Raw genomic sequence first — 23,756 nt, 5'->3', positions numbered from 1 at the left:
GGGTGGGTTGCCCGACTGCCCCATACCCGCCGAGTTCGTGTTCGCCGCGCCACGCTTCGCCGGCGAGCCGACGTCGGCTATCCGCGCGAGACACGGGTGCGGCACGATGGTGGCAGGGTGCGACCCACCCGTTACGGCACACATTCCGCCAACAACAGGAGTAGTGCGTTGACAACTGAGTTCGTGCGCCACGATCTGGCCACAAACCCCCACAGCGCAACCGAACCCGACCGCGTTCGGGTGATCCGCGAGGGGGTGGCCTCCTACCTGCCCGACATCGATCCCGAAGAGACGTCGGAGTGGCTGGAGTCCTTCGATGAGCTGCTGGAGCGCTCCGGCCCGTCGCGGGCGCGTTACCTGATGCTGCGATTGCTGGAACGGGCCGGCGAGCAGCGCGTCGCGGTCCCGTCGCTGACGTCCACCGACTACGTCAACACCATTCCGACCGAACTCGAGCCGTGGTTCCCCGGCGACGAGGACGTGGAGCGGCGCTATCGCGCGTGGATCCGGTGGAACGCGGCGATCATGGTGCACCGCGCCCAGCGCCCGGGAGTCGGTGTGGGCGGCCACATTTCGACTTACGCCTCGTCGGCGGCGCTCTACGAGGTCGGGTTCAACCACTTCTTTCGCGGTAAATCGCACCCCGGCGGCGGCGACCAGGTGTTCATCCAGGGCCACGCGTCCCCGGGCATCTATGCCCGCGCGTTCCTGGAAGGCCGGTTGACCGCCGACCGGATGGACGGCTTCCGGCAGGAGCACAGCCACGCCGGCGGCGGGCTGCCGTCGTACCCGCACCCGCGGTTGATGCCCGACTTCTGGGAGTTCCCCACGGTCTCGATGGGGCTCGGTCCGCTCAACGCGATCTACCAGGCGCGGTTCAACCACTACCTGCACGACCGCGGCATCAAGGACACGTCCGACCAGCACGTGTGGTGCTTCCTGGGCGACGGCGAGATGGACGAGCCGGAGAGCCGGGGCCTGGCGCACGTGGGCGCGCTGGAGGGCTTGGACAACCTGACGTTCGTGATCAACTGCAACCTGCAGCGCCTCGACGGCCCGGTGCGCGGCAACGGCAAGATCATTCAGGAGCTGGAGTCGTTTTTCCGTGGCGCCGGCTGGAACGTCATCAAGGTGGTCTGGGGCCGCGAGTGGGACGCCCTGCTGCATGCCGACCGCGACGGCGCGCTGGTCAATCTGATGAACACCACCCCGGACGGCGACTACCAGACGTACAAGGCCAATGACGGTGCGTACGTGCGCGATCACTTCTTCGGCCGCGACCCGCGCACCAAGGCGCTCGTGGAGCACATGAGCGATTCCGAGATCTGGAACCTCAAGCGCGGCGGCCACGACTACCGCAAGGTCTACGCCGCCTACCGCGCCGCCGTCGACCACAAGGGCCAGCCCACGGTCATCCTGGCCAAGACCATCAAGGGCTATTCGCTGGGCGCACATTTCCAGGGCCGCAACGCCACCCACCAGATGAAAAAGCTTGCGCTGCAAGACCTTAAGGACTTCCGCGATGCGATCCGGATCCCGATCAGCGACGCCCAGCTGGAAGAGGATCCCTACCTGCCGCCCTACTATCACCCCGGCTCCGACGCCGAGGAGATCCGCTACATGGTCGACCGCCGGCGCACCCTCGGGGGCTTTTTGCCCGAGCGGCGGACCAAGGCGAAGGCGCTGCGGCTGCCAGGCCGCGAAACCTACGCCGCGCTGAAAAAGGGGTCGGGAAACCAGGAGGTCGCGACCACCATGGCGACGGTGCGGACCTTCAAGGAAGTGTTGCGGGACAAAGAAGTTGGCCCGCGGATCGTGCCGATAATCCCCGACGAGGCGCGCACCTTCGGGATGGACTCCTGGTTCCCGTCGCTGAAGATCTACAACCGCAACGGCCAGCTGTACACCGCAGTGGACGCCGAGCTGATGCTGGCCTACAAGGAAAGCGAAGGCGGCCACATCCTGCACGAGGGCATCAACGAGGCCGGGTCGGTGGGGTCGTTCATTGCGGTCGGCACGTCGTATGCGACGCACAACGAGCCGATGATCCCGATCTACATCTTCTATTCGATGTTCGGCTTCCAGCGCACCGGCGACGGCCTGTGGGCCGCCGCCGACCAGATGACACGCGGGTTCTTGCTCGGGGCCACCGCGGGGCGCACCACGCTGACGGGCGAGGGCCTGCAGCACGCCGACGGCCACTCGCTGCTGCTCGCCAGCACCAACCCCGCCGTGGTCGCCTACGACCCGGCCTTCGCCTACGAGATCGCCTACATCGTGGAGAGCGGCCTGGCGCGAATGTTCGGGGAGAACCCCGAAGACGTGTTCTTCTACATCACCGTCTACAACGAGCCGTACGTGCAGCCGCCCGAGCCGGAGAACTTCGACCCCGAGGGCGTGCTGCGCGGCCTCTACCGTTACCGCGTCGCCACCGAGCAGCGGACCAATAAGGCGCAGATCCTGGCGTCCGGGGTGGCAATGCCGTCGGCGCTCAATGCCGCCGACATGCTCGCCGCGGAGTGGGACGTCGCCGCCGACGTGTGGTCGGTGACCAGCTGGGGCGAGCTGAACCGCGACGGTGTGGCCGTCGACAGGGCGAGGCTGCGCCATCCGGACCGGCCGGCCGGCGTCCCGTACGTCACCGAGGCCCTCGAGAACGCGAGCGGGCCGATTGTCGCGGTGTCGGATTGGATGCGTGCCGTTCCCGAGCAGATCCGGCCCTGGGTCCCAGGCACCTACGTCACCCTGGGCACCGACGGGTTCGGCTTCTCGGACACCCGGCCGGCGGCGCGGCGGTATTTCAACACCGACGCCGAATCGCAGGTCGTCGCGGTGCTGGAGGCGCTGGCGCGCGACGGTGAGATCGACCCCTCGGTGCCGATCGCCGCGGCCCGCCAGTACCAGATCGACGACGTACAGGCCGCCCCCGAGCAGACGTCGGACCCGGGGGTGGCCTGACGGGCGGCACGGCCCCGGCCACCCGCCCGCCCAGCGTGAAGTTATCTTCACGCTGGGCACCGAGCGTGAAGATAACTTCACGCTCGACGTCCGCCCCCAACGCCGCGAACAACACGCGCCGGCTTTGGGGGAAACTTCCAGAAATGGCGCGTAGGTTTTAGGGGTGAATGACAACCCCTTCGCCGGTCCGTTCGCCAAGCAGCCGCGATCGCCACTGGAGCTGCTGGATACCGTGCCGGACTCCGTCCTGCGCCGGCTGAAGCAGTACTCCGGCCGGCTGGCCACCGAAGCGGTCTCGGTGATGGGCGACCGGTTGCCGTTCTTCGCCGACCTGGAAGCCTCGCAGCGGGCCAGCATGGCGCTGGTCGTGCAGACGGCCATCAACAACTTCGCGGAGTGGATGCAGGACCCGCACAGCAACGTCAGCCACACCGCGCAGGCCTTCGAACTGGTACCCCAAGACCTCGCCCGCCGCATCGCGCTGCGCCACAGCGTCGACATGGCGCGCGTGACCATGGACTTCTTCGAGGAAGTGGTCCCGCTGCTGGCCCGCTCCGAAGAGCAGCTGACCGCGCTGACCGTGGGCATCCTCAAATACAGCCGCGACCTGGCGTTCACCGCCGCCACCGCCTACGCGAACGCGGCCGAAGCACGCGGCACCTGGGACAGCCGGATGGAAGCCAGCGTCGTCGACGCGGTGGTCCGCGGCGACACCGGCCCCGAGCTGCTGTCCCGCGCCGCGGCGCTGAACTGGGACACCACCGCCCCGGCGACGGTCGTCGTCGGCACCCCGGCCCCCGGCCGCGACGGATCGACCGGCCCGGACGACAGCGAGCGCGCCAGTCAGCACGTCCGCGATATCGCGGCCCAGCACGGGCGCGCGGCCCTCACCGACGTGCACGGCACCTGGCTGGTGGCGATCGTGTCCGGCCAACTGTCACCAACCGACAAATTCCTCGGCGACCTGCTGGCGGCCTTCGCCGACGGCCCCGTGGTCGTCGGACCCACCGCGCCGATGCTGACGGCGGCCTACCACAGCGCCAGCGAGGCGATCTCCGGCATGAACGCCGTGGGTGGCTGGCGCGGTGCGCCGCGGCCGGTGCCGGCCCGCGAGCTGCTGCCCGAACGGGCCCTGATGGGCGACGCGTCCGCGATCGTGGCCCTGCATACCGACGTGATGGGCCCGCTGGCCGACGCGGGTCCCACGCTGATCGAGACGCTTGACGCTTACTTAGATTGTGGCGGCGCGATTGAGGCCTGTGCCAGAAAGTTGTTCGTTCATCCAAACACCGTGCGCTACCGACTCAAGCGGATCACCGACTTCACCGGCCGCGATCCCATGCAGCCGCGAGACGCATATGTGCTGCGAGTGGCGGCGACGGTCGGCCAGCTCAACTACCCCATCAATCCGCCAAGCGCCGACAACAACGCCATGCCGGCGGTTCCGCTGCCGGTCAGAGGGGTCGCCGCGCGCCAATCCGGGTGACAGTGACCCAGGCAACAGATCGCGGCGCGATATCAAACCCGTAGCTTAAGGAGCTGTTTTGTAGGGAGTTCACAAAAACCTAAGACGAGGTTCATAATCTGATACACCCGCCAAAACCGTTTCCACAGTGTTCTCTTAAACACGTGATTGCATTGCTTGCGCCCGGACAGGGTTCGCAGACCGAGGGGATGCTGTCGCCGTGGCTCGAACTCGCCGGCGCTGCTGACCAGTTGGCGCTGTGGTCCAAGGCCAGTGGCCTCGACCTCGTGCGCCTGGGCACCACTGCATCGACCGAAGAGATCACCGACACTGCGGTCACCCAGCCGCTGGTCGTCGCCGCCACGCTGCTGGCCCATCAGGAGCTGACCAAACGTGGCCTGCTGTCGGATGCGGAACTGGTCGTCGCCGGCCACTCGGTCGGCGAGATCGCCGCATACGCGATCGCCGGCGTGATCGCCGCCGACGACGCCGTCGCGCTGGCCGCCACCCGTGGCGCCGAGATGGCCAAGGCTTGCGCCGTCGAGCCCACCGGCATGTCGGCGGTGCTCGGCGGGGACGAGGGCGAGGTTCTTGCCCGGCTCGAGCAGCTCGACCTGTTTCCCGCCAACCGCAACGCCGCGGGCCAGATAGTCGCCGCCGGCTCGCTGTCCGCGCTGGAGAAGCTGGCCGAGGACCCGCCGGAGAAGGCCCGGGTGCGCGCCCTGGGTGTGGCCGGAGCGTTCCACACCAAGTACATGGCGTCGGCGCTCGACGGCTACGCCGCCGCGGCGGCCGCTGTCCAGACGTCCGAGCCAACCGCCACCCTGCTGTCGAACCGCGACGGCAAGCCGGTCGCGTCGGCGGCCGCGGCGATGGAGGCGCTGGTCGCCCAGCTGACCCAGCCGGTGCGCTGGGACCTGTGCACCGCGACGCTGCGTGACCTGGAAGTCACTGCGGCCGTGGAGTTCCCGCCCGCGGGCACGCTCACCGGCATCGCCAAACGAGAACTTCGGGGGATCACGGCTCGCGCCGTCAAGTCTCCCGCAGACCTGGACGCATTGGCCGAGCTCTAAAGCCAGCTCGACCAGTTGCACAACCAGTACAACCGCATAGCACGTCAATTCGACTAACACACAACACATTACGAAGGGAAGCACGCTGTGGCCGTCAGCCAGGAAGAAATCATCGCCGGTATCGCCGAGATCATCGAAGAGGTAACCGGTATCGAGCCCTCCGAGGTCACCCCGGAGAAGTCCTTCGTCGACGACCTGGACATCGACTCGCTGTCGATGGTCGAGATCGCCGTTCAGACCGAGGACAAGTACGGCGTCAAGATCCCCGACGAGGACCTCGCCGGTCTTCGCACCGTCGGTGACGTCGTCTCCTACATCCAGAAGCTCGAGGAAGAGAACCCCGAGGCTGCCGAGGCGCTGCGCGCCAAGCTGGAGACCGAGAACCCCGAGGCGGTCGCGAACGTCAAGTCGAGGCTGGAAGCGGACAGCAAGTGAGCAAGCCTTCCACTGCTAATGGCGGTTACCCCAGCGTTGTGGTAACCGCCGTCTCGGCGACGACATCGATCGCGCCGGACATCGAGAGCACGTGGAAGGGTTTGTTGGCCGGCGAGAGCGGCATCCACGTCCTCGAAGACGAGTTCATCACCAAGTGGGACCTGCCCGTCAAGATCGGTGGACACCTCAAGGAGCCCATCGACGAACACATGAGCAGGCTCGACTTGCGCCGCATGTCCTACGTACAGCGGTTGGCCAAACTGCTCAGCGGTCAGTTGTGGGAGAGCGCCGGCAGTCCGGAGGTCGACCCCGACCGGTTCTCGGTCGTGGTCGGCACCGGGCTCGGCGGCGCCGAACGGATCGTGGAGAGCTACGACCTGATGAACGAGGGTGGCCCCCGCAAGGTGTCGCCGCTCGCGGTTCAGATGATCATGCCCAACGGCGCCGCGGCGGTGGTGGGCCTGCAGCTCGGCGCTCGCGCCGGGGTCATCACCCCGGTCTCGGCCTGCTCGTCGGGCTCGGAGGCGATCGCGCACGCGTGGCGTCAGATCGTCATGGGCGACGCCGACTTCGCCGTCTGCGGCGGTGTCGAGGGTCCCATCGAAGCGCTGCCGATCGCGGCGTTCTCGATGATGCGGGCCATGTCGACGCGCAACGATGAGCCTGAGCGCGCATCGCGGCCGTTCGACAAGGACCGCGACGGCTTCGTGTTCGGTGAAGCCGGGGCGATGATGATCATCGAGACCGAAGAGCACGCCAAGGCCCGGGGCGCCAAGCCACTGGCCCGGTTGCTGGGTGCCGGCATCACCTCGGACGCCTTCCACATGGTGGCGCCCGCGGCGGACGGCGTCCGTGCCGGCCGGGCGATGACGAGGTCGCTCGAGCTGGCGGGGTTGTCGCCGGCGGACATTGACCACGTCAACGCGCACGGCACCGCGACGCCGATCGGCGACACGGCCGAGGCCAACGCCATTCGGGTCGCCGGTTGCCAGGAAGCGGCGGTGTACGCACCGAAGTCGGCTCTGGGGCACTCCATTGGTGCCGTCGGAGCTCTGGAGTCTGTTCTCACGGTATTGAGCCTTCGGGACGGCGTGATACCGCCAACACTCAACTACGAAACACCCGATCCCGAGATCGATTTGGACGTTGTCGCGGGCGAACCCCGCTACGGCGATTTCCGTTACGCGATCAACAACTCATTCGGGTTCGGTGGCCACAACGTGGCACTCGCCTTCGGGCGTTACTGAGCACGGAAGGAACGTTCGCAAGACCCATGACAGAGCTGGTTACCGGGAAAACGCTCCCGAACGTGGTCGTCACTGGCATCGCCATGACGACCGCGTTGGCTACTGATGCCGAGAACACCTGGAAGCTGTTGTTGGACAGCCAAAGTGGTATCCGCAAACTCGAGGATCCGTTCGTCGAGGAGTTCGACCTGCCGGTGCGCATCGGCGGGCATTTGCTGGAGGAATTCGACAGCCAAATGACCCGCATCGAGTTGCGCCGGACGGGCTACCTGCAGCGGATGTCCACCATTCTGGGCCGCCGGGTCTGGGAGAACGCCGGCTCCCCCGAGGTCGACAGCAATCGCCTGATGGTGTCGATCGGAACCGGTCTGGGTTCGTCGGAGGAGATGGTCTTCAGCTACGACGACATGCGCGCTCGTGGCATGAAGGCCGTTTCTCCGCTGGGCGTTCAGAAGTACATGCCCAACGGCGCCTCGGCGGCGGTGGGACTCGAGCGCCAGGCCAAGGCCGGGGTGATCACGCCGGTGTCGGCCTGCGCGTCGGGTTCTGAGGGCGTGGCGCAGGCGTGGCGCAACATCGTGTTCGGCGAGGCCGACATCGCGATCTGCGGCGGTGTGGAAACGCGTATCGAAGCGGTGCCCATTGCGGCGTTCGCCCAGATGCGCATCGTGATGTCGACCAAGAACGACGACCCGGCGGGCGCGTGTCGCCCGTTCGACCGCGACCGCACCGGCTTCGTGTTCGGCGAGGCCGGCGCGCTGATGGTCATCGAGACCGAGGAACACGCCAAAGCCCGCGGCGCCAACATCTTGGCCCGCATCATGGGCGCCAGCATCACCTCCGACGGCTACCACATGGTGGCGCCGGACCCCAACGGCGAACGCGCCGGGCACGCCATGAGCCGGGCCATCCAGCTCGCGGGCCTGTCCCCCAGCGATATTCACCACGTCAACGCCCACGCCACCGGCACCTCCGTCGGTGACGTCGCCGAGAGCAAGGCCATCAACAACGCGCTGGGCGCTCACGGCGGCAACGCGGCCGTCTATGCCCCCAAAGCCGCGCTGGGCCACTCGGTGGGCGCGGTCGGAGCCGTGGAATCCATCCTGACCGTGCTCGCGCTGCGCGACCAGGTGGTCCCGCCCACGCTCAACCTGGAAAACCTCGACCCCGAAATCGACCTCGACGTCGTGGCCGGCAAACCACGGCCGGGCAACTACGAGTACGCGATCAACAACTCGTTCGGGTTCGGCGGACACAACGTGGCCATCGCCTTCGGGCGGTACTAAACCCGAGCAACACCGAATATCAGGAGACCTGCGATGACAATCACGGCCCCCGAGACGGTTGGCGAGTCGCTCGACCCTCGCGACCCGCTGTTGCGCTTGAGCAATTTCTTCGACGATGACTCCGTCGAGCTGCTGCACGAGCGCGATCGTTCCGGCGTGCTTGCCGCCGCGGGAACCGTGAACGGCGTGCGCACCATCGCGTTCTGCACCGACGGCACCGTCATGGGCGGCGCGATGGGCATCGAGGGGTGCACGCACATCGTCAACGCCTACGACACCGCCATCGAGGAGCAGAGCCCGATCGTGGGCATCTGGCACTCCGGCGGTGCCCGGCTGGCCGAGGGTGTCAAGGCACTCCACGCGGTCGGCCTGGTCTTCGAGGCGATGATCCGGGCGTCCGGCTACATCCCGCAGATCTCGGTGGTCGTCGGCTTCGCCGCCGGCGGCGCCGCCTACGGGCCGGCCCTGACCGACGTCATCGTGATGGCCCCGGAAAGCCGGGTGTTCGTCACCGGGCCCGACGTGGTGCGCAGCGTCACCGGCGAGGACGTGGACATGTGCTCGCTCGGCGGCCCGGAAACCCACCACAAGAAGTCCGGGGTGTGCCACATCGTCGCCGACGACGAGCTCGACGCCTACGAGCGCGGCCGCCGGTTGGTCGGGTTGTTCTGCCAGCAAGGGCATTTCGACCGGGACAAGGCCGAGGCCGGTGACACCGACATCCACGCGCTGTTGCCCGAGTCGTCGCGGCGCGCCTACGACGTGCGCCCAATCGTGGCCGCGATCCTCGACGCCGAGACGCCGTTCGACGAGTTCCAGGCCAACTGGGCGCCGTCGATGGTGATCGGCCTGGGCCGGCTGTCCGGCCGCACGGTCGGCGTGCTGGCCAACAACCCGCTGCGGTTGGGCGGTTGCCTGAACTCCGAAAGTGCCGAGAAGGCGGCACGTTTCGTGCGACTCTGCGACGCCTTCGGCATTCCGCTGGTCGTGGTCGTCGACGTGCCCGGCTACCTGCCCGGTGTCGACCAGGAGTGGGGCGGCGTGGTGCGCCGCGGCGCCAAGCTGTTGCATGCGTTCGGCGAGTGCACGGTTCCGCGTGTCACTCTGGTCACCCGAAAGACCTACGGCGGGGCCTACATCGCGATGAACTCACGGTCGCTCAACGCGACCAAGGTGTACGCGTGGCCGGACGCCGAGGTCGCGGTGATGGGCGCCAAGGCCGCCGTCGGCATTCTGCACAAGAAGAAGCTGGCCGCCGCGGCGGACCACGAGCGCGAAGCGCTGCACGACGAGCTGGCCGCCGAGCACGAGCGGATCGCGGGCGGCGTGGACAGCGCCATCGAGATCGGCGTCGTCGACGAGAAGATCGACCCGTCGCACACCCGCAGCAAGCTCACCGAGGCGCTGGCCCAGGCGCCCGCCCGCCGCGGTCGCCACAAGAACATCCCGCTGTAACTTTTTCTCGCGAGCAGACGCAAAAGCCCCCGACGCACGGCGTGTCGCGGGGCTTTTGCGTCTGCTCGCGCCCTAGCGCCCGCGGCCCAGGATCGCCGAAAGGGCTTGCCGCAGTTCCCCTTCGGGATCGACGGGGAGTTCCTCGGCGCGCCACCCGACGAAGTCGTCCGGCCGGATCAGCAGCGCGCCCTCCGGCGGCAGCCCGGTGACCGCCGCCCACTCGTCGCTGTAGAAGCGGTGCGCGGCCAGCGACGCCGAAGTCGCTGCCGCACACCAGCGCTCGTCCCCGGACAGCACGGTGAATCGGGGTCCCAGCAGATCGAGCGTCGAGACTCCCTCGCGCACCCAGACGTGCGGCAGCCGGGTGCCGGGCTGGGCGCGCAATTCCTCCACCAAGCCGCCGCCGTCCGCGTCAGCTGTCACCACCGCGGCCGAACGGTACCGGTACCCGATGAGCAGGGCGAACATCGAGCGCTCCTCGTCGGCCGGCAATTGCGGCGCATCGCCACCCGCCCGCAGCAGCGCCGCCGACGGCCCGGTGAGCGACTGACGCGCGGCGAATCGGCCCACCGGATGACGCTCGGCCTGGTAAGTCGCCAACAGCTCCGGCGCGGCGGTGCCGCGCAGGACGGCAGCGAGTTTCCACGCCAGGTTGTGTGCGCTTTGGATGGCGGTGTTGGCACCTCCGGCTTTGAACGGCGGCATGGTATGCGCCGAATCGCCGACGAGAAATGCTCGCCCGCAATCGAATTGGTCGGCCACTCGTTCGTATGGTTGCCACGCCGCGACCTCGATGATGTCGATGTCGATCGGTTCGCCGATCGCCTTGGTCAGCACCTCGCGGCAGCGCTGCGGGGTGAACTGTTCGGCCGTCTCGCCTGCGCCGGGAAAGTAGGTGGTGATGAACATGCCGAGATCGCCCTCGGCGACCAGGAATATGCCATCCACGTCGTCGTTTTTGACCTGCACGCCGTCACCGTCGTGCAACTCCGGGATGAAGTGCCGCCATGGCGCCCGGAAGTAGACGAACACGACATAGATGGGCAGGGCGCCGTACCCGGATGTGGTGATGCCCAGCCATTCGCGGATGGGGCTGTGCACGCCGTCGGCGGCCACCAGATAGTCGGCGCGGATGGTCTCCGACTCTCCCGACTCCGCGTCGTGCACCACCGCGGTGACTCCGGTTTCGTCCATCTCGATCGAGGACAGTGCCGTGCCATAGCGCACTTCGCTGCCGCCCCGTCTCGTCGCGTCGCGCAGGATCGGCTCGAGCCGGCTCTGCGGGCAATACTGCGCCGCCGGCTCGGGGCTGACCTCGTCCAGGCCGGCGAAGATCGCGTCGACGTCGAGCGCCGGCTCTTGCGCGGCGCTGTTGAGCGTGCGCTTGAGCACCAGCGCCGAGACGTGTTCGGCGACTTCTCGCACCTCGTCGCCAAGCCCCAAGCCGCGCAGAATCTCCGAGCTGCGGAAACTCAGGTTGCGGGCCTTCGGGTAGAGGAAGAATTCCCGTCGCTTCTCGACCAGGAGCGAGCGCACGCCGTGCTGGGCCAGCAGCGTCGACGTCGCGAGGCCGCCGACGCCGGCTCCGACGATCAAAACCGGGACACGCGTCGTCATCGCATTCACCTCCGAAGGCAGTATTTTGACAGAGACTACCATTCGATATTGACTCTCATATAGCCGCAGTTTGCTGCGTGTCGGACGGCTTCCAGAAATTCCAGCTAAAGGCCGTTGCGCCATCAGCAGGAGTGGGTAAACAACGCTCAACGCGTCTGCAGTTGGTGACGTCCTAATCGAAAGGGGCATCGGATGGGTCGTGAAGAGGGTGGCCGGTGGGACGTCGGCATCCAGGACAATGCGGTTCGCCTCGAGCGCATCTCCGATGGCGACGAGCGTGTATTCGATGATTCGCTCTCGGCCGAAGAGGCCCGTGACCTCGCCGGCCTGTTGACGAAGTTCGCAACCAAGCTCGAAGAGGCCGCGGATTCCGACGAGACCGAGGGCTCGAAGGGCGGCGACGACTCCAAGGACTCGAAGGACGACGAGGACTCCAAGGACTCCAAGGACGACGACTCCAAAGACTCCAATGACGATGACGACGAGGACGACTCCGACGACGATGACTCCGAGGACGACGAGGACGACGAGGACTCCAAGGACTCCAAGAAGTCGTCGGACTAGGCGCCTGGCGCCGCTTAGCCGACGCGCGCCAAGAACTCGGTTGCCACCGGAACAACGCGCTCCCGGTCGCGCGCCACCAACCCGATCCGGGTCCGCCGATCGACGATGTCGGAGACATCCAGCGCGCCCTCATGGGTTATCGCGTATTCGAATTCCGCCCTGCTGACGTCGATTCCCTCGACGACCGGTTCGGTGGGGCGTTCGCAGGTGGCGGAGGCAATCACCTTGGACGCCTCAGCCCCGTAACGCTGCACCAGTGACACCGGCAGCGCGGTGTCCGTCGCGGCGATCACCCCGGGGTTCGCCGGCGCTCCGATCAGCGGCAGATTGCGGGTCCGGCATTTCGCGGCGCGCAGCCGCCGTACCCGGATCGCGCGGTCCAGCACATCCTGTGCCATATAGCGGTATTCGGTGAGCTTGCCGCCGATCACGCTGATCACCCCCGACGCCGACTCCACGACGGCATGTTCGCGGGAGACGTCGGCGGTGCGGCCTTCGCCGGTGTCGATCAAGGGCCGTAGCCCGGCGTAGGCGCCGATCACGTCGGTGGCGGTGAGCCCGGTCCCCAATCCGGTGTTCACCGTGTCGAGCAGGAACGTGATCTCCTCGACCGAGGGTTCGGGCACATCGGGAATGGCGCCGGGAGCCGCCTCGTCGGTCAGCCCCAGATAGACGCGGCCCAGCTGTTCGGGCATGGCGAAAACGAAGCGGTTGAGTTCACCGGGAATCGGAATGGTCAGCGCCGCAGTCGGATTCCCGAAGGCCTGGGCATCGAACACCAGGTGCGTGCCGCGGCTGGGCCGCAACCGCAGCGAGCCGTCGATCTCGGCCGCCCACACCCCGGCCGCGTTGATGACGGCGCCCGCCGACACGTCGAACGATCCCCCTCCGCGCATGTCGGTCAGTCGCACCGAGGTCCCGGTGGCCCGCGATGCCGACACGTGGGTCAAAACTCGGGCGCCATGCTGCGCCGCGGTACGGGCGACCGCGGTGACCAGTCGGGCGTCGTCGATCAGTTGACCGTCGTAGGCCAGGAAGCCACCGTCCAGACCGTCGCGTCGCACGGTGGGCGCCATCTGCACGACACGCCCTGGCGAGATCCGGCGCGAGCGGGGCAGGGTCGACGCCGGGGTGCCGGCGAGGAACCGCAACGCGTCACCGGCCAAAAACCCGCCGCGCACCAGCGCCCGCTTGCCCGAACTCATCGACGGCAGCAACGGCACCAATTGGGGCATCGCACGAACCAGGTGAGGGGCGTTGCGCGTCATCAAGATTCCCCGCTCGATGGCGCTCCGGCGGGCAATGCCGACGTTGCCAGTCGCCAGGTAGCGCAGCCCGCCGTGGACCAGCTTGGAACTCCACCGGCTGGTGCCGAACGCGAGATCGTGCTTTTCCACCAGCGCCACCCGCAACCCGCGCGCCGCGGCATCCAACGCGATCCCGGCACCGGTGATGCCGCCGCCGATCACCACCACGTCCAACGGCTCACCGTCGGCGAGTGCGGTCAGATCGGCCGCGCGGCGCGTGGCATTCAAGGCGGTCGGGTCAGGTATCACGACAGATATCCATTCAGTGCGTGGGCAAGTTCGGTGACCAGCGCATCGGCGTCGAGCATCGACTCGACGATCCCGGCCGACTGAATGGTCGATTGCGCGATCAGCAGCACCATGGTCGCCATCTGGACGGGGTCCCCGCGCCGGACGCTACCGTGCCGTTGAGCCGCCCGCAGCCGGGCGGCAAGCGCGTCGATCAGCATGCGCTGGCTCGTCCCCAGGCGTTCGGTGATGTACGTCGACGCGAGATCCGAGTGCAGTACCGACATCACCAATCGGTCGGCCCGCAACAGATTGGTCACCGTGACTATTTGTCGCACAAGCGATTCGCGATCCTCCCCGAGTAACGGCGCGTCGCGCATCGCTTCGGTGATGTGCTGGGTCAACAGCGCCGCCACGATCGACTGTGTGTCCGGCCACCGCCGGTACACCGTCGGCCTGCTGACGCCGGCGCGTCGGGCTATTTCGGCTAGCGTCACCCGGTCCACGCCGAAGTCCACCACGCAGCTGCCCGCCGCCGCGAGGATCCGCTCGCCGGTGTCCAGCTCTTTGTTACGGATTGACAGCATGTGTAATACTGTAACGCATGACCGACCCTCAGGGGCTTTTGCCACCGATGAAATGGAACGCATGGGGAGATCCCGCCGCGGCCAAGCCGCTGTCGGAGGGGATCCGGTCATTGCTGCAACAGGCCGTGGGGGTCGAGGGGTCCCGCACGGCCGAACTGCAACCCGACCAGGTGCAATTGCGCCCGTCGGCGTTGTCGCAGTCCGATCACAAGGCCCTGGCCGCCATCGTCGGCGCCGAATACTGTCGGACCGCGGACCCCGATCGGTTGCTGCATGCGGGCGGCAAGTCAACCATTGACCTGCTCAACCGCGCGCAGCGTGGCGTGCAGGATGCGCCCGACGCGATTTTGCTGCCAGGTGACGACGACGCCGTTGCCGCGATCCTGCGCCACTGCACGCAACACCGCATCGCCGTCGTGCCCTTCGGCGGAGGCACCAGTGTGGTCGGCGGCCTCAACCCCGACCGTGGGGAGTTCTCCGCCGTCGTCTCGCTGGATCTGCGGCGCTTCGACCAACTGATCTCGCTGGACGACGTGTCCGGCCAGGCCGTTTTCGGGGCCGGGGTCACCGGCCCGGAAGCCGAACGACTCCTTGGCGCACAAGGCTTTTCGCTCGGCCATTTCCCGCAGAGCTTCGAGTACGCCACCATCGGCGGCTTCGCCGCGACGCGCTCCTCCGGTCAGGACTCGGCGGGCTACGGCCGGTTCAACGACATGGTGCGCGGGCTACGGGTGGTCACTCCGGTGGGCACCATGGACCTGGGTCGCGCGCCGGAATCCGCCGCGGGTCCCGACCTGCGCCAGCTGTTGATCGGCTCGGAGGGCACCCTGGGCGTCATCACCCAGGTACGGCTGCGCGTGCACCGCGCGCCGGAAGCCGTCCGCTACGAGGCGTGGTCGTTCCCCGATTTCGAGACCGGGGCCGCGGCCCTGCGCGCCGTCACCCAGAATGCCACCGGCCCCACCGTCATTCGGCTCTCCGACGAAGCCGAGACCGGAGTGAACCTGGCCACCACCGAGTCGATCGGCGAGTCCCAGATCACCGGCGGATGCCTGGCCATCACCGCCTTCGAGGGCACCAAGGAACACGTCGAAAGCCGGCACGCCGAAACCAGCGCTCTGCTGGCGGCGCGGGGCGGAACCTCGTTTGGCGACGGTCCGGCGCAGGCGTGGGAGCGCGGCCGGTTCGGCGCACCGTACCTGCGCGATTCCCTGCTCGCGGCGGGTGCGCTGTGCGAAACGCTGGAGACCGCCACCAACTGGTCGAACGTTCCCGCGCTCAAAGCCGCTGTCACCCAAGCACTTACCGACGCGCTCGCCGCGACAGGCACTCCCGCCTTGGTGATGTGCCACATCTCCCACGTCTACGCAGAAGGCGCCTCGTTGTACTTCACCGTCGTCGCCGGGCAACGGGGCAACCCGATCGAGCAATGGAAGGCCGCCAAAAAGGCGGCGTCGGATGCCATCATGGCCACCGGCGGGACCATCACCCACCACCATGCGGTCGGTGCCGACCACCGCCCGTGGATGCGCGACGAGATCGGCGAGCTGGGAGTGCAGGTGTTACGCGCGGTCAAGCAGACATTGGATCCGGCCGGAATTCTCAACCCCGGCAAGCTGATTCCGTGACACCGCCGCGCCGCCGAGAAATCGCCAAGGTGATCGCGCTGACCAACCCCGTGTCGGGCCACGGCGCCGCGGTCCGCGCCGCCCAGCTCGCGATCGCCCGGCTGCACCGCCGGGGCGTGGAAGTAGTCGAAATCATCGGCGACGATGCGCAAGACGCGCGGCACCTGGTCGGCGCCGCCCTGGAGAAGGGCGCCGACGCGGTCATGGTGACCGGAGGCGACGGCGTCGTCTCCAACGCCCTGCAGGTGATGGCCGGCACCGACATCCCGCTGGGCGTCATTCCGGCCGGCACGGGCAACGACCACGCCCGCGAATTCGGCATTCCCACCAAGGATGCCGAGGCCGCCGCGGACATCGTCGTCGACGGCTGCACGGAATCCATTGACCTGGGCCTGATTCGGGACAGCAACGGCGTCGAGAAATGGTTCGGCACGGTGGCGGCCACCGGCTTCGATTCGCTGGTCACCGACCGCGCCAACCGGATGACCTGGCCACACGGCCGGCTGCGCTACTACGTCGCGATGCTCGCCGAGCTGTCGCAGCTGCGGCTTTTGCCATTCCGCCTAATTCTCGACGGCATCAAAGAGGTCGACGCGGACATCACGCTGGCCGCCTTCGGCAACACCCGCAGCTACGGCGGGGGGATGCGGATCTGCCCCGGCGCCGACTACACCGACGGTCTGCTCGACATCACCATGGTGCACGAGGCATCCCGCACCAAGCTGGTCCGACTGTTCCCCACCGTGATGAAGGGCACCCACGTCAACCTCGATGAGGTGAGCACGGCCAGGGCCCGGTCAATCCACGTGGAGTGCCCCGGCATCAACGTCTACGCCGACGGCGACTTCGCCTGCGCGCTGCCGGCCGAGATCTCGGCGGTGCCGGGCGCGCTGCAGATCCTGCGGCCCACTGGCGAGCGGGAAACCTAACCGACGCCCCGGCTCAGCCAGGTCACCTCTCCGACGTCGCCGCCGTCGCGGTAGGGCTCGAGTGCCTCATCCCAGGCGGTGCCCAGCACCGAGTCCAGTTCCGCCGCCAAGGTGTCGGCGCCCTGGGCCATCATCGACCGCAGGCGCATCTCCCCGACCATGACGTCGCCGTTGGCGCTCATCGCGCCGCTCCACAGGCCGAGCTGTGGGGTGTGGCTGAAGCGGTGGCCGTCGACTCCGGGGCTGGGGTCCTCGGTGACCTCGAACCGCAGCACGGACCAGGACCGCAGCGCGTTGGCCAGTTTGGCGCCGGTGCCCACCGGACCGACCCAGTTGGTGACCGCGCGCAGCTGCCCGGGCATCGCCGGCTGGGGCGTCCAGGTCAGATTCGCCTTGGCGCCCAGGGACGACGACAACGCCCACTCGACATGCGGGCAAACCGCCGCGGGTGACGCGTGCACGTACACCACGCCGGTCGTCACGTCGGCGAATTGGTTCGACGCTCGCATATCCTGCTCCTTCGGTTCCACGAGGGACGTCTTCCCCAACGACCTGCGGACCCGACAAACAGGGCAGCGTGCTGAATTCTTCGATTTTTTGTGTGTCGTGCGTGTCTATTGTGCCTTGTGATACCCCTGTTGCGCTAGTGTGCGTTTCCCACTAGCTGTAAGCGGCTATCACGGCGTCAGAAATCGCCGGCCACGGCCCCAGCGCCCAGTCCCCGAATTCCCGGTCCGTGAGCACCACCAGCGCCAGGTCTTTTTGGGGATCTGCCCAGATGAAACCGCCTGCTTGGCCAAAATGTCCGTACGTTCGCGCGGAATTACCCGCGCCCGTCCAGTGCGGCGATTTCGTGTCCCGGAGCTCAAAACCCAGCCCCCAATCGTTGGGCCGCTGCACCCCGTAACCGGGCAGAACGCCGTCCAGACCGGGAAACTGCACGGTCGTCGCCTCGGCGTGCAGGTCCGGCGAGACCGTCACCGGGCGCAACAGGTCCCCGGCGAACGCCGCCAGGTCCGCCACCGTCGACCTCGCCCCGAATCCGGCGGCCACCGCGCCGCCCTCCAGGACGGTCGCCGCCATGCCCAGCGGTTCGCATACCGCCTCGGTCAGGTAGCGCGCGAACTCGATGCCGGTCTGTTGCTCCACGGTCTGACCCAACACGGTGAAGCCCTGGTTGGAATAGATCCGGCGGGCACCGGGCGCGGCCAGCACCTGGTCGGAGTGCATCGACAGACCGGAGGTGTGGGCCAACAGGTGGCGGACGGTCGCGCCGGGCGGCCCGGCGGCCGTGTCGAGGTCGACCGCCCCTTCCTCGATAGCGACCTGCACGGCCCGGGCGGCCAGCGGCTTGGTCACCGACGCCAGTTCGAACACCCGCCCGGTGTCGCCGTGGCTGGCCAGCACACCATCGGGTCCGATTACCGCCGCGGCGGCGGCCCCGACGGGCCAGTCGTTCAGGGCGTCGAGGGCCGCCATCACTTCCGGGCGATGTAGTAGTTGTTGATCGGGTCCGACTCGATCTCGGCCACGCTCACGTCGGCGAATCCGGCATTGCCCAGCATCGAGACGGCCAATTGCGTCCCCCAGGCGGTGCCCAGTCCGGCCCCGTCCAGCGCCAGCGACACCGTCATGCAGTGCATCAGCGACGTCGTGTACAGGTAGGTGCTCATCGGCACGCCGACGTTCTCCTCGAGCCGGCTCGACGCCTTGATGTCGGCCATCAGCAGCACGCCGCGGGGCCGCAGCGCCCGGTAGATGTTCTCCAGGACGCGCGCCGGTTGCGCCTGATCGTGGATGGCGTCGAAGACGGTGATGACGTCGTAGGCGTCCGCCTTGTCCAGGTCAGCCAGATTGTGGCTCTCGAAGGCCGCATTGGTCAGGCCGAGCTCCTCGGCCTCCCGGATCCCGGTGGCAATCGCCTGCTCGGAAAAGTCGATCCCGGTGAAGCGGCTGGCCGGAAACGCTTGTGCCATCACGTTGATGGCGTGTCCGCTGCCGCAGCCGAAATCCGCGACCTCGGCTCCGGACCGCAGGCGCTCCACCAGGCCGCCCACCAACGGCAACACCACGTCGACCAACGCGGTGTCGTACACGACGCCGCTCTGCTCGGCCATCAACGCGTGAAAGCGGGGAAACTCGCTGTAGGGCAGACCGCCGCCGGCGCGGAAGCACCCGATGATTTTCTGTTCGACCTCGGCGAGCACCGGAAACAGCAGGGTCACCAGGGCCAGGTTGTCCGGTCCGGCCTCGCGCGTCAGCACCTTGGCGCGCTCCGCGGGCAACGAGTAACTGGCGGTGCCGGGGTCGTACTCGACCACGCGGCCGGTGGTCATGCCGGCCAACCACTCTCGGACGTAGCGCTCGTTCAACCCGGCAGCCGAGGCGATCTGCTCGCTGGTGGAGGGTGCCATCCCGGCCATCGTGTCCAGCAGGCCGGTCTGATGCCCGATGCTCAGCAACAGCGACAGGCTGGCGCCGTCGATCGCCGCGGTCATCCGTTCGGTGAATTCTTCGGTGGTTTCCAAAGCCGTCACGCACAGCGACGCTACACCCGGTCCATGGCTGGACAACCCGCCGAGAGATGTATGGCGGCGGTCAGTAGGTTGGAGCCCATGAGTCAGACAGTGCGCGGCGTGATTTCACGTAAGAAGGGCGAGCCCGTCGAACTGGTCGACATCGTCGTCCCGGACCCCGGGCCCGGCGAGGCTCTGGTCGACGTCATCGCCTGCGGGGTCTGCCACACCGATCTGACCTACCGCGAGGGCGGCATCAACGACGAGTATCCGTTCCTGCTCGGCCACGAGGCCGCCGGCCGGGTCGAGGCCGTTGGGCCGGACGTGACCGCCGTCGCGCCAGGCGACTTCGTCGTGTTGAACTGGCGCGCGGTGTGCGGGCAGTGCCGGGCCTGCAAGCGCGGCCGGCCGCAGCTGTGCTTCGACACCTTCAATGCCACGCAGAAGATGACGCTGACCGACGGCACCGAACTCACACCCGCCCTGGGCATCGGGGCGTTCGCCGACAAGACGCTGGTGGCCGCCGGCCAGTGCACCAAGGTCAATCCCGAGGCCGACCCGGCGGTGGCGGGCCTGCTGGGTTGCGGGGTGATGGCCGGACTCGGCGCGGCGATCAACACCGGGGCGGTCACCCGGGATGACACCGTCGCGGTGATCGGTTGCGGCGGCGTCGGTGACGCCGCGATCGCCGGTGCGGCGCTGGTGGGCGCGCGGCGCATCATCGCCGTCGACACCGACAACACGAAACTGGACTGGGCCCGCAAGTTCGGCGCCACCCACACCGTCAACGCCCGCGAACTCGACGCGGTCGAGGCGATCAAGGACCTCACCGACGGGTTCGGCGCCAACGTGGTGATCGACGCGGTGGGCCGGCCCGAAACCTGGAAGCAGGCCTTCTACGCCCGCGACCTCGCCGGAACCGTTGTGCTGGTGGGTGTTCCGACCCCCGACATGCGCCTGGACATGCCGCTGGTGGACTTGTTCAGCCACGGCGGGGCGTTGAAGTCGTCGTGGTACGGCGATTGCCTGCCCGAACGCGACTTCCCCACCCTGATCGACCTGTATCTGCAGGGCCGGCTTCCCCTCGAGAAGTTTGTCTCCGAGCGAATCGGGCTAGACGGCATCGAGGAGGCGTTCGAGAAGATGCATGGCGGCAAGGTACTGCGATCGGTGGTTGTGCTCTGATGGTCGACATCGATCGGGTGGTCACCCACGGCACCTTTGAACTCGACGGCGGCAGTTGGGAAGTCGACAACAACATCTGGCTGGTCGGCGACAACTCGAATGTCGTGGTGTTCGACGCTGCCCACGATGCGGCGCCGATCATCGAGGCGGTGGGGGGTCGCCATGTGGTGGCGGTCGTGTGCACGCACGGCCACAACGATCACGTCACGGTGGCGCCCGAACTCGGCAAGACGCTGGACGCACCTGTGCTGCTGCACCCCGCCGACGACGTTCTGTGGCGAATGACCCACCCGGACAAGGATTTTCGCACCATATCCGATGGTGAGACGTTGAAGATCGCCGGCACCGAGTTGAAAGCGTTGCACACTCCGGGTCACTCCCCTGGATCGGTGTGTTGGTACGTGCACGACCTAGGCGTCGTATTCAGCGGCGACACCTTGTTCGCCGGCGGCCCCGGCGCGACGGGGCGTTCGCACTCCGACTTCCCGACGATTCTGGAGTCGATTTCCGGGCGGCTGGGCAAGCTGCCCGGCGAGACCGTCGTGCATACCGGCCATGGGGACAGCACCACGATCGGCGAGGAGATCGTGCACTACGAGGAATGGGTGGCCCGCGGCCACTGAGTACTCCACACTGTTTAAGGAGTGATACGCATGGCCAGCAACCTCGTCGCCACCCTGCCCGATCTGTCCGGAAAACTGGCGGTCGTCACCGGAGCGAACAGCGGTTTGGGCTTCGGGCTCGCTCGGCGACTCTCGGCCTCGGGCGCCGACGTCGTCATGGCCATTCGTAACCGGGCCAAAGGGGAAAGGGCGATCGAGGAGATCCGCACCACGGTTCCCGGGGCCAAGCTGACCATCAAATCGCTCGACCTGTCGTCGCTGGCCTCCGTCGCCGCGCTCGGCGAGCAGCTCAATGCCGACGGCCGACCGATCGACATCCTGATCAACAACGCCGGGGTCATGACGCCGCCGGAGCGCGACACCACCGCGGACGGCTTCGAATTGCAGTTCGGCAGTAACCATCTCGGGCACTTCGCGCTGACCGGGCATCTGCTGCCGCTGTTGCGCGCCGCCCAGGGCCCTCGCGTCGTCTCGCTGAGCAGCCTCGCGGCGCGCCAAAGCGGCAAGATCCACTTCGACGACCCGCAGTTCGAGCAGTCCTACGCGGCGATGTCGGCCTACGGCCAGTCGAAGCTCGCGGTGTTGATGTTCGCCCTCGAGTTGGACCGGCGCAGCCGGGCGGCCGGCTGGGGCATCATGTCCAACGCCGCACACCCCGGCCTGACCAAGACCAACCTGCAGGTCGCCGGCCCTTCACACGGTCGCGAGAAGCCCGCGCTGATGGAGCGGTTGTACAAGGCGTCCTGGCGCTTCACGCCGTTCCTGTGGCAGGAGATCGACGAGGGGATTCTGCCGGCGTTGTACGCGGCGGCCGCGCCGCACGCCGAAGGCGGCGCGTTCTATGGGCCCCGGGGACCCTTCGAGGCCGCCGGCGGCGGGGTGGCTTTGGCGAAGGTTCCCCAGCGCGCGCGCAACGAAGACGACTGCCGGCGGCTGTGGGAGCTTTCGGCGCAGCTTACCGGCGTGAGCTATCCGACGACGAACTGATAATCAGCGCAACGATTATCGTTGATCCATGCGGCCCGAACCCCAGATGCCCGAATCGAGCATCGTGGTGCGGCCCGAACCCGACTACGCCGAGGCGTCGCGGCTGCGGGCCGCCGGTTTGGCACAGGCGATCGCGGCGTTCGAGCGGGCCGCCGAAGAGGTGACGCTGCCCAAAGCCCCGCAGCCCATCGTCATCGCCGACTACGGCGCCGCCAACGGCCACAATTCGCTGAAGCCGCTGTCGGCGGCAATCGCGGTGTTGCGTCGCCGCACCCGCCACGATCACGCAATCCTGGTGGCGCACACCGACGTACCACGAAACGACTTCGCGGCGCTGTTCTCGACGGTGGCCGACGATCCGGAAAGCTATCTACACTCGGACACCGCGACGTTCACCTCGGCGGTCGGCCGATCGTTCTATGACCAGATCGTGCCGTCCAAGACGGTCAACCTGGGTTGGACGTCGTGGGCAATCCAATGGCTGAGCCGAACTCCGTGCGAGGTGCACGATCACGTGCACGTCTCGCACAGCAGGGACGAGGCCGTGCGGTCGGCCTTCGCCGACCAGGCCGCGCTGGATTGGCATAACTTCGTCGCCTTCCGCGGCCGCGAGTTGGCCCCCGAGGGCCGACTGGTGGCGTTGACGCCGGCCGCCGACGAGGACGACACGGCGGGCTTCGCCCCGCTGCTCGATGCCATCGTCGATGCGCTGGGCGACCAGGTGCGCGACGGCCTGCTGAGCTCAGATGAGCTGCGGCGCATGACGATTCCGGCGTTTCCCCGTGCCGAGAAGGATTTTCGTGCCCCGTTCGCGCCGAAGGGCCGGTTCGAAGGCCTGATGATCGAGCACCTCGAGATGTTCAACGCCGAGGATCGATTTTGGGCTCGTTACCGGTTGGACCGCGACGCAGAGGCTTTCGGCGCGCAGTGGGCGGTCTTCGCTCGCTTCGCGCTGTTCCCCTCCCTGGTGGCCGCGCTCGACGGTGGGATCCACGACGGGCGAGCGGCGAAGTTCGCCGAGCAGCTGGAGGCCGGGCTCGCCGAGCGCCTGTCGAGCGCACCCGAGCCGATGCGGATTCCGCAGGCGTTGGTCGTGCTGGTCAAGCGCGACTCAGCGCAACGATGAGAGTTTCGGCACAACGGCAGTGCGGGTAACCCCTAGCAATCGTCAACCTGCGACCGCGAAGGGGTAGACGCATGAGCGTGCAAGACGATAAAGGGACTGAGAACGACAAGTCGACCGAGGAAGATACGCAGTCGGAGCGAGCCAAGCAAGCTGATCAAACCAATCAAGGGGACGATGAGCAGCGGGTTACGGAGAAACCCGAGCCGGACGACGACGATAAGCAGAAGGCCGCCGAAATGATGGAGGCCTACAAAGAAAAGCCCACGATCGTCCTGCCCGGCACCGGCGGAAGCGTGTCCGGCACCGCGGTCAACGACTGGCTGGACGAAGACGGCAATCCCAAGCACGAAGAACCCGAGGGTTCGGATGCTCAGAACTCGGACGCCCAAGGCTCGGATGCGCAGGATTCTGACGCGGAGCAGGGTGATGGCCAGCGCGACGAACAGGCGTTGAAGGAGCAGATCGAAAAGGACAAGGCCCTCAACGAGAAGCTGAGAGAAGCCGCCCAGGAGGAGAACAAGGGCGAAAAAGATTGAGCCG

At 67.4% G+C, this 23,756-nt stretch carries 21 protein-coding genes; 15 read left to right on the top strand and 6 right to left on the bottom strand.

Translation table 11 applies throughout. The features are described 5' to 3' along the window. Nucleotides 1–168 precede the first annotated feature (168 nt). The 7 genes from aceE to AC5Y4T_RS04345 all read left to right on the top strand — a co-directional run bounded on the left by aceE (nt 169) and on the right by AC5Y4T_RS04345 (nt 9,919). Nucleotides 169–2,958, top strand: coding sequence for a pyruvate dehydrogenase (acetyl-transferring), homodimeric type (gene aceE / locus AC5Y4T_RS04375; RefSeq protein WP_499915837.1), 2,790 nt, complete (start codon nt 169–171; stop codon nt 2,956–2,958). Nucleotides 2,959–3,121: 163 nt separating this feature from the next. Beyond that, nucleotides 3,122–4,444, top strand: a complete 1,323-nt coding sequence (locus tag AC5Y4T_RS04370; RefSeq protein WP_499915835.1) for a PucR family transcriptional regulator — start codon at nt 3,122–3,124, stop codon at nt 4,442–4,444. Between the two features lie 143 nt (nt 4,445–4,587). Continuing rightward, nucleotides 4,588–5,496, top strand: a complete 909-nt coding sequence (locus AC5Y4T_RS04365; RefSeq protein ID WP_499915834.1) for an ACP S-malonyltransferase — start codon at nt 4,588–4,590, stop codon at nt 5,494–5,496. A gap of 87 nt (nt 5,497–5,583) precedes the next feature. Beyond that, nucleotides 5,584–5,931, top strand: coding sequence for a meromycolate extension acyl carrier protein AcpM (gene acpM, locus AC5Y4T_RS04360; RefSeq protein ID WP_007770614.1), 348 nt, complete (start codon nt 5,584–5,586; stop codon nt 5,929–5,931). Further along, nucleotides 5,928–7,178, top strand: coding sequence for a 3-oxoacyl-ACP synthase KasA (gene kasA, locus AC5Y4T_RS04355; protein ID WP_499915833.1), 1,251 nt, complete (start codon nt 5,928–5,930; stop codon nt 7,176–7,178). Before acpM ends, kasA begins: the two co-directional genes overlap by 4 nt. Nucleotides 7,179–7,204: 26 nt before the next feature. Next, the gene (gene kasB / locus AC5Y4T_RS04350) at nt 7,205–8,464 is read left to right on the top strand and encodes a 3-oxoacyl-ACP synthase KasB (RefSeq protein WP_499952289.1); all 1,260 of its coding nucleotides are present in this window, start codon (nt 7,205–7,207) and stop codon (nt 8,462–8,464) included. Between the two features lie 33 nt (nt 8,465–8,497). Next, nucleotides 8,498–9,919, top strand: a complete 1,422-nt coding sequence (locus AC5Y4T_RS04345) for an acyl-CoA carboxylase subunit beta (RefSeq protein ID WP_499915829.1) — start codon at nt 8,498–8,500, stop codon at nt 9,917–9,919. Between the two features lie 72 nt (nt 9,920–9,991). Here the strand turns inward: AC5Y4T_RS04345 and AC5Y4T_RS04340 are convergent, their stop codons facing one another. Then, nucleotides 9,992–11,536 carry an FAD-dependent monooxygenase gene (locus AC5Y4T_RS04340; protein ID WP_499915827.1) on the bottom strand — a complete coding sequence of 515 codons (1,545 nt, stop codon included), beginning with the start codon at nt 11,534–11,536 and terminating at the stop codon, nt 9,992–9,994. 192 nt (nt 11,537–11,728) lie between these two features. Between AC5Y4T_RS04340 and AC5Y4T_RS04335 the strand changes: the two genes are divergently transcribed. After that, complete coding sequence (locus AC5Y4T_RS04335) at nt 11,729–12,100, top strand: hypothetical protein (protein WP_499915825.1); 372 nt, start codon at nt 11,729–11,731, stop codon at nt 12,098–12,100. 14 nt (nt 12,101–12,114) lie between these two features. Here AC5Y4T_RS04335 and AC5Y4T_RS04330 read toward each other — a convergent pair whose 3' ends face one another. Both AC5Y4T_RS04330 and AC5Y4T_RS04325 read right to left on the bottom strand, forming a co-directional pair. Next, complete coding sequence (locus AC5Y4T_RS04330; protein ID WP_499915823.1) at nt 12,115–13,656, bottom strand: glycerol-3-phosphate dehydrogenase/oxidase; 1,542 nt, start codon at nt 13,654–13,656, stop codon at nt 12,115–12,117. Beyond that, nucleotides 13,653–14,222, bottom strand: a complete 570-nt coding sequence (locus AC5Y4T_RS04325) for a TetR/AcrR family transcriptional regulator (protein WP_499915821.1) — start codon at nt 14,220–14,222, stop codon at nt 13,653–13,655. The genes AC5Y4T_RS04330 and AC5Y4T_RS04325 overlap by 4 nt, the downstream gene beginning before the upstream one ends. Before the next feature lie 47 nt (nt 14,223–14,269). Here AC5Y4T_RS04325 and AC5Y4T_RS04320 point away from each other — a divergent pair, with 47 nt between their 5' ends. Together AC5Y4T_RS04320 and AC5Y4T_RS04315 are read left to right on the top strand one after the other, a co-directional pair. After that, the gene (locus tag AC5Y4T_RS04320) at nt 14,270–15,850 is read left to right on the top strand and encodes an FAD-binding oxidoreductase (protein WP_499916728.1); all 1,581 of its coding nucleotides are present in this window, start codon (nt 14,270–14,272) and stop codon (nt 15,848–15,850) included. Continuing rightward, nucleotides 15,847–16,779, top strand: coding sequence for a diacylglycerol kinase (locus AC5Y4T_RS04315; protein WP_499915819.1), 933 nt, complete (start codon nt 15,847–15,849; stop codon nt 16,777–16,779). Before AC5Y4T_RS04320 ends, AC5Y4T_RS04315 begins: the two co-directional genes overlap by 4 nt. Here AC5Y4T_RS04315 and AC5Y4T_RS04310 read toward each other — a convergent pair. The 3 genes from AC5Y4T_RS04310 to AC5Y4T_RS04300 form a co-directional block, all read right to left on the bottom strand. Next, the gene (locus tag AC5Y4T_RS04310) at nt 16,776–17,288 is read right to left on the bottom strand and encodes a DUF3145 domain-containing protein (protein WP_067132670.1); all 513 of its coding nucleotides are present in this window, start codon (nt 17,286–17,288) and stop codon (nt 16,776–16,778) included. The two genes, AC5Y4T_RS04315 and AC5Y4T_RS04310, sit on opposite strands and share 4 nt — an antisense overlap. 151 nt (nt 17,289–17,439) lie before the next feature. After that, the gene (locus AC5Y4T_RS04305) at nt 17,440–18,258 is read right to left on the bottom strand and encodes a serine hydrolase domain-containing protein (protein WP_499915816.1); all 819 of its coding nucleotides are present in this window, start codon (nt 18,256–18,258) and stop codon (nt 17,440–17,442) included. Next, entirely contained in the window at nt 18,258–19,277 is a 1,020-nt protein-coding gene (locus AC5Y4T_RS04300) for a class I SAM-dependent methyltransferase (protein WP_499916726.1), read from the bottom strand. The genes AC5Y4T_RS04305 and AC5Y4T_RS04300 overlap by 1 nt, the downstream gene beginning before the upstream one ends. A gap of 117 nt (nt 19,278–19,394) precedes the next feature. On the opposite strand from AC5Y4T_RS04300, the gene AC5Y4T_RS04295 reads away from it, so the two are divergent. The 5 genes from AC5Y4T_RS04295 (at nt 19,395) to AC5Y4T_RS04275 (ending at nt 23,752) form a co-directional block, all read left to right on the top strand. Beyond that, nucleotides 19,395–20,480: an S-(hydroxymethyl)mycothiol dehydrogenase gene (locus tag AC5Y4T_RS04295; protein ID WP_499915815.1), complete on the top strand. Its 1,086-nt coding sequence runs from the start codon at nt 19,395–19,397 to the stop codon at nt 20,478–20,480. Next, nucleotides 20,480–21,103 (top strand): MBL fold metallo-hydrolase, encoded by a 624-nt coding sequence (locus AC5Y4T_RS04290; RefSeq protein ID WP_499915813.1) that lies wholly within the window; start codon nt 20,480–20,482, stop codon nt 21,101–21,103. Before AC5Y4T_RS04295 ends, AC5Y4T_RS04290 begins: the two co-directional genes overlap by 1 nt. Nucleotides 21,104–21,133: 30 nt before the next feature. Next, nucleotides 21,134–22,090 carry an SDR family oxidoreductase gene (locus AC5Y4T_RS04285; protein WP_499915811.1) on the top strand — a complete coding sequence of 319 codons (957 nt, stop codon included), beginning with the start codon at nt 21,134–21,136 and terminating at the stop codon, nt 22,088–22,090. A gap of 28 nt (nt 22,091–22,118) precedes the next feature. After that, nucleotides 22,119–23,216 carry a class I SAM-dependent methyltransferase gene (locus tag AC5Y4T_RS04280; RefSeq protein ID WP_499915809.1) on the top strand — a complete coding sequence of 366 codons (1,098 nt, stop codon included), beginning with the start codon at nt 22,119–22,121 and terminating at the stop codon, nt 23,214–23,216. A 71-nt stretch (nt 23,217–23,287) separates the two neighbouring features. Further along, nucleotides 23,288–23,752 carry a hypothetical protein gene (locus AC5Y4T_RS04275; protein ID WP_499915807.1) on the top strand — a complete coding sequence of 155 codons (465 nt, stop codon included), beginning with the start codon at nt 23,288–23,290 and terminating at the stop codon, nt 23,750–23,752. The last annotated feature ends 4 nt before the right edge of the window (nt 23,753–23,756 follow it).

This window comes from Mycobacterium sp. NGS11 (assembly GCF_059813315.1).
The sequence above is the reverse complement of the archived record's forward strand: the minus strand, read 5'-3'. Positions and strand labels throughout refer to the sequence as shown.

What these genes read in the sequence shown, in the direction of transcription:
- kasB (WP_499952289.1), top strand. Translation starts at nt 7,205, where the DNA reads ATGACAGAGCTGGTTACCGGGAAAACGCTCCCGAACGTGGTCGTCACT.
- AC5Y4T_RS04345 (WP_499915829.1), top strand. Translation starts at nt 8,498, where the DNA reads ATGACAATCACGGCCCCCGAGACGGTTGGCGAGTCGCTCGACCCTCGC.
- AC5Y4T_RS04340 (WP_499915827.1), bottom strand. Translation starts at nt 11,536, where the DNA reads ATGACGACGCGTGTCCCGGTTTTGATCGTCGGAGCCGGCGTCGGCGGC.
- AC5Y4T_RS04335 (WP_499915825.1), top strand. Translation starts at nt 11,729, where the DNA reads ATGGGTCGTGAAGAGGGTGGCCGGTGGGACGTCGGCATCCAGGACAAT.
- AC5Y4T_RS04325 (WP_499915821.1), bottom strand. Translation starts at nt 14,222, where the DNA reads ATGCTGTCAATCCGTAACAAAGAGCTGGACACCGGCGAGCGGATCCTC.
- AC5Y4T_RS04320 (WP_499916728.1), top strand. Translation starts at nt 14,270, where the DNA reads ATGAAATGGAACGCATGGGGAGATCCCGCCGCGGCCAAGCCGCTGTCG.
- AC5Y4T_RS04310 (WP_067132670.1), bottom strand. Translation starts at nt 17,288, where the DNA reads ATGCGAGCGTCGAACCAATTCGCCGACGTGACGACCGGCGTGGTGTAC.
- AC5Y4T_RS04305 (WP_499915816.1), bottom strand. Translation starts at nt 18,258, where the DNA reads ATGGCGGCCCTCGACGCCCTGAACGACTGGCCCGTCGGGGCCGCCGCC.
- AC5Y4T_RS04300 (WP_499916726.1), bottom strand. Translation starts at nt 19,277, where the DNA reads ATGACCGCGGCGATCGACGGCGCCAGCCTGTCGCTGTTGCTGAGCATC.
- AC5Y4T_RS04295 (WP_499915815.1), top strand. Translation starts at nt 19,395, where the DNA reads ATGAGTCAGACAGTGCGCGGCGTGATTTCACGTAAGAAGGGCGAGCCC.
- AC5Y4T_RS04290 (WP_499915813.1), top strand. Translation starts at nt 20,480, where the DNA reads ATGGTCGACATCGATCGGGTGGTCACCCACGGCACCTTTGAACTCGAC.
- AC5Y4T_RS04285 (WP_499915811.1), top strand. Translation starts at nt 21,134, where the DNA reads ATGGCCAGCAACCTCGTCGCCACCCTGCCCGATCTGTCCGGAAAACTG.
- AC5Y4T_RS04280 (WP_499915809.1), top strand. Translation starts at nt 22,119, where the DNA reads ATGCGGCCCGAACCCCAGATGCCCGAATCGAGCATCGTGGTGCGGCCC.
- AC5Y4T_RS04275 (WP_499915807.1), top strand. Translation starts at nt 23,288, where the DNA reads ATGAGCGTGCAAGACGATAAAGGGACTGAGAACGACAAGTCGACCGAG.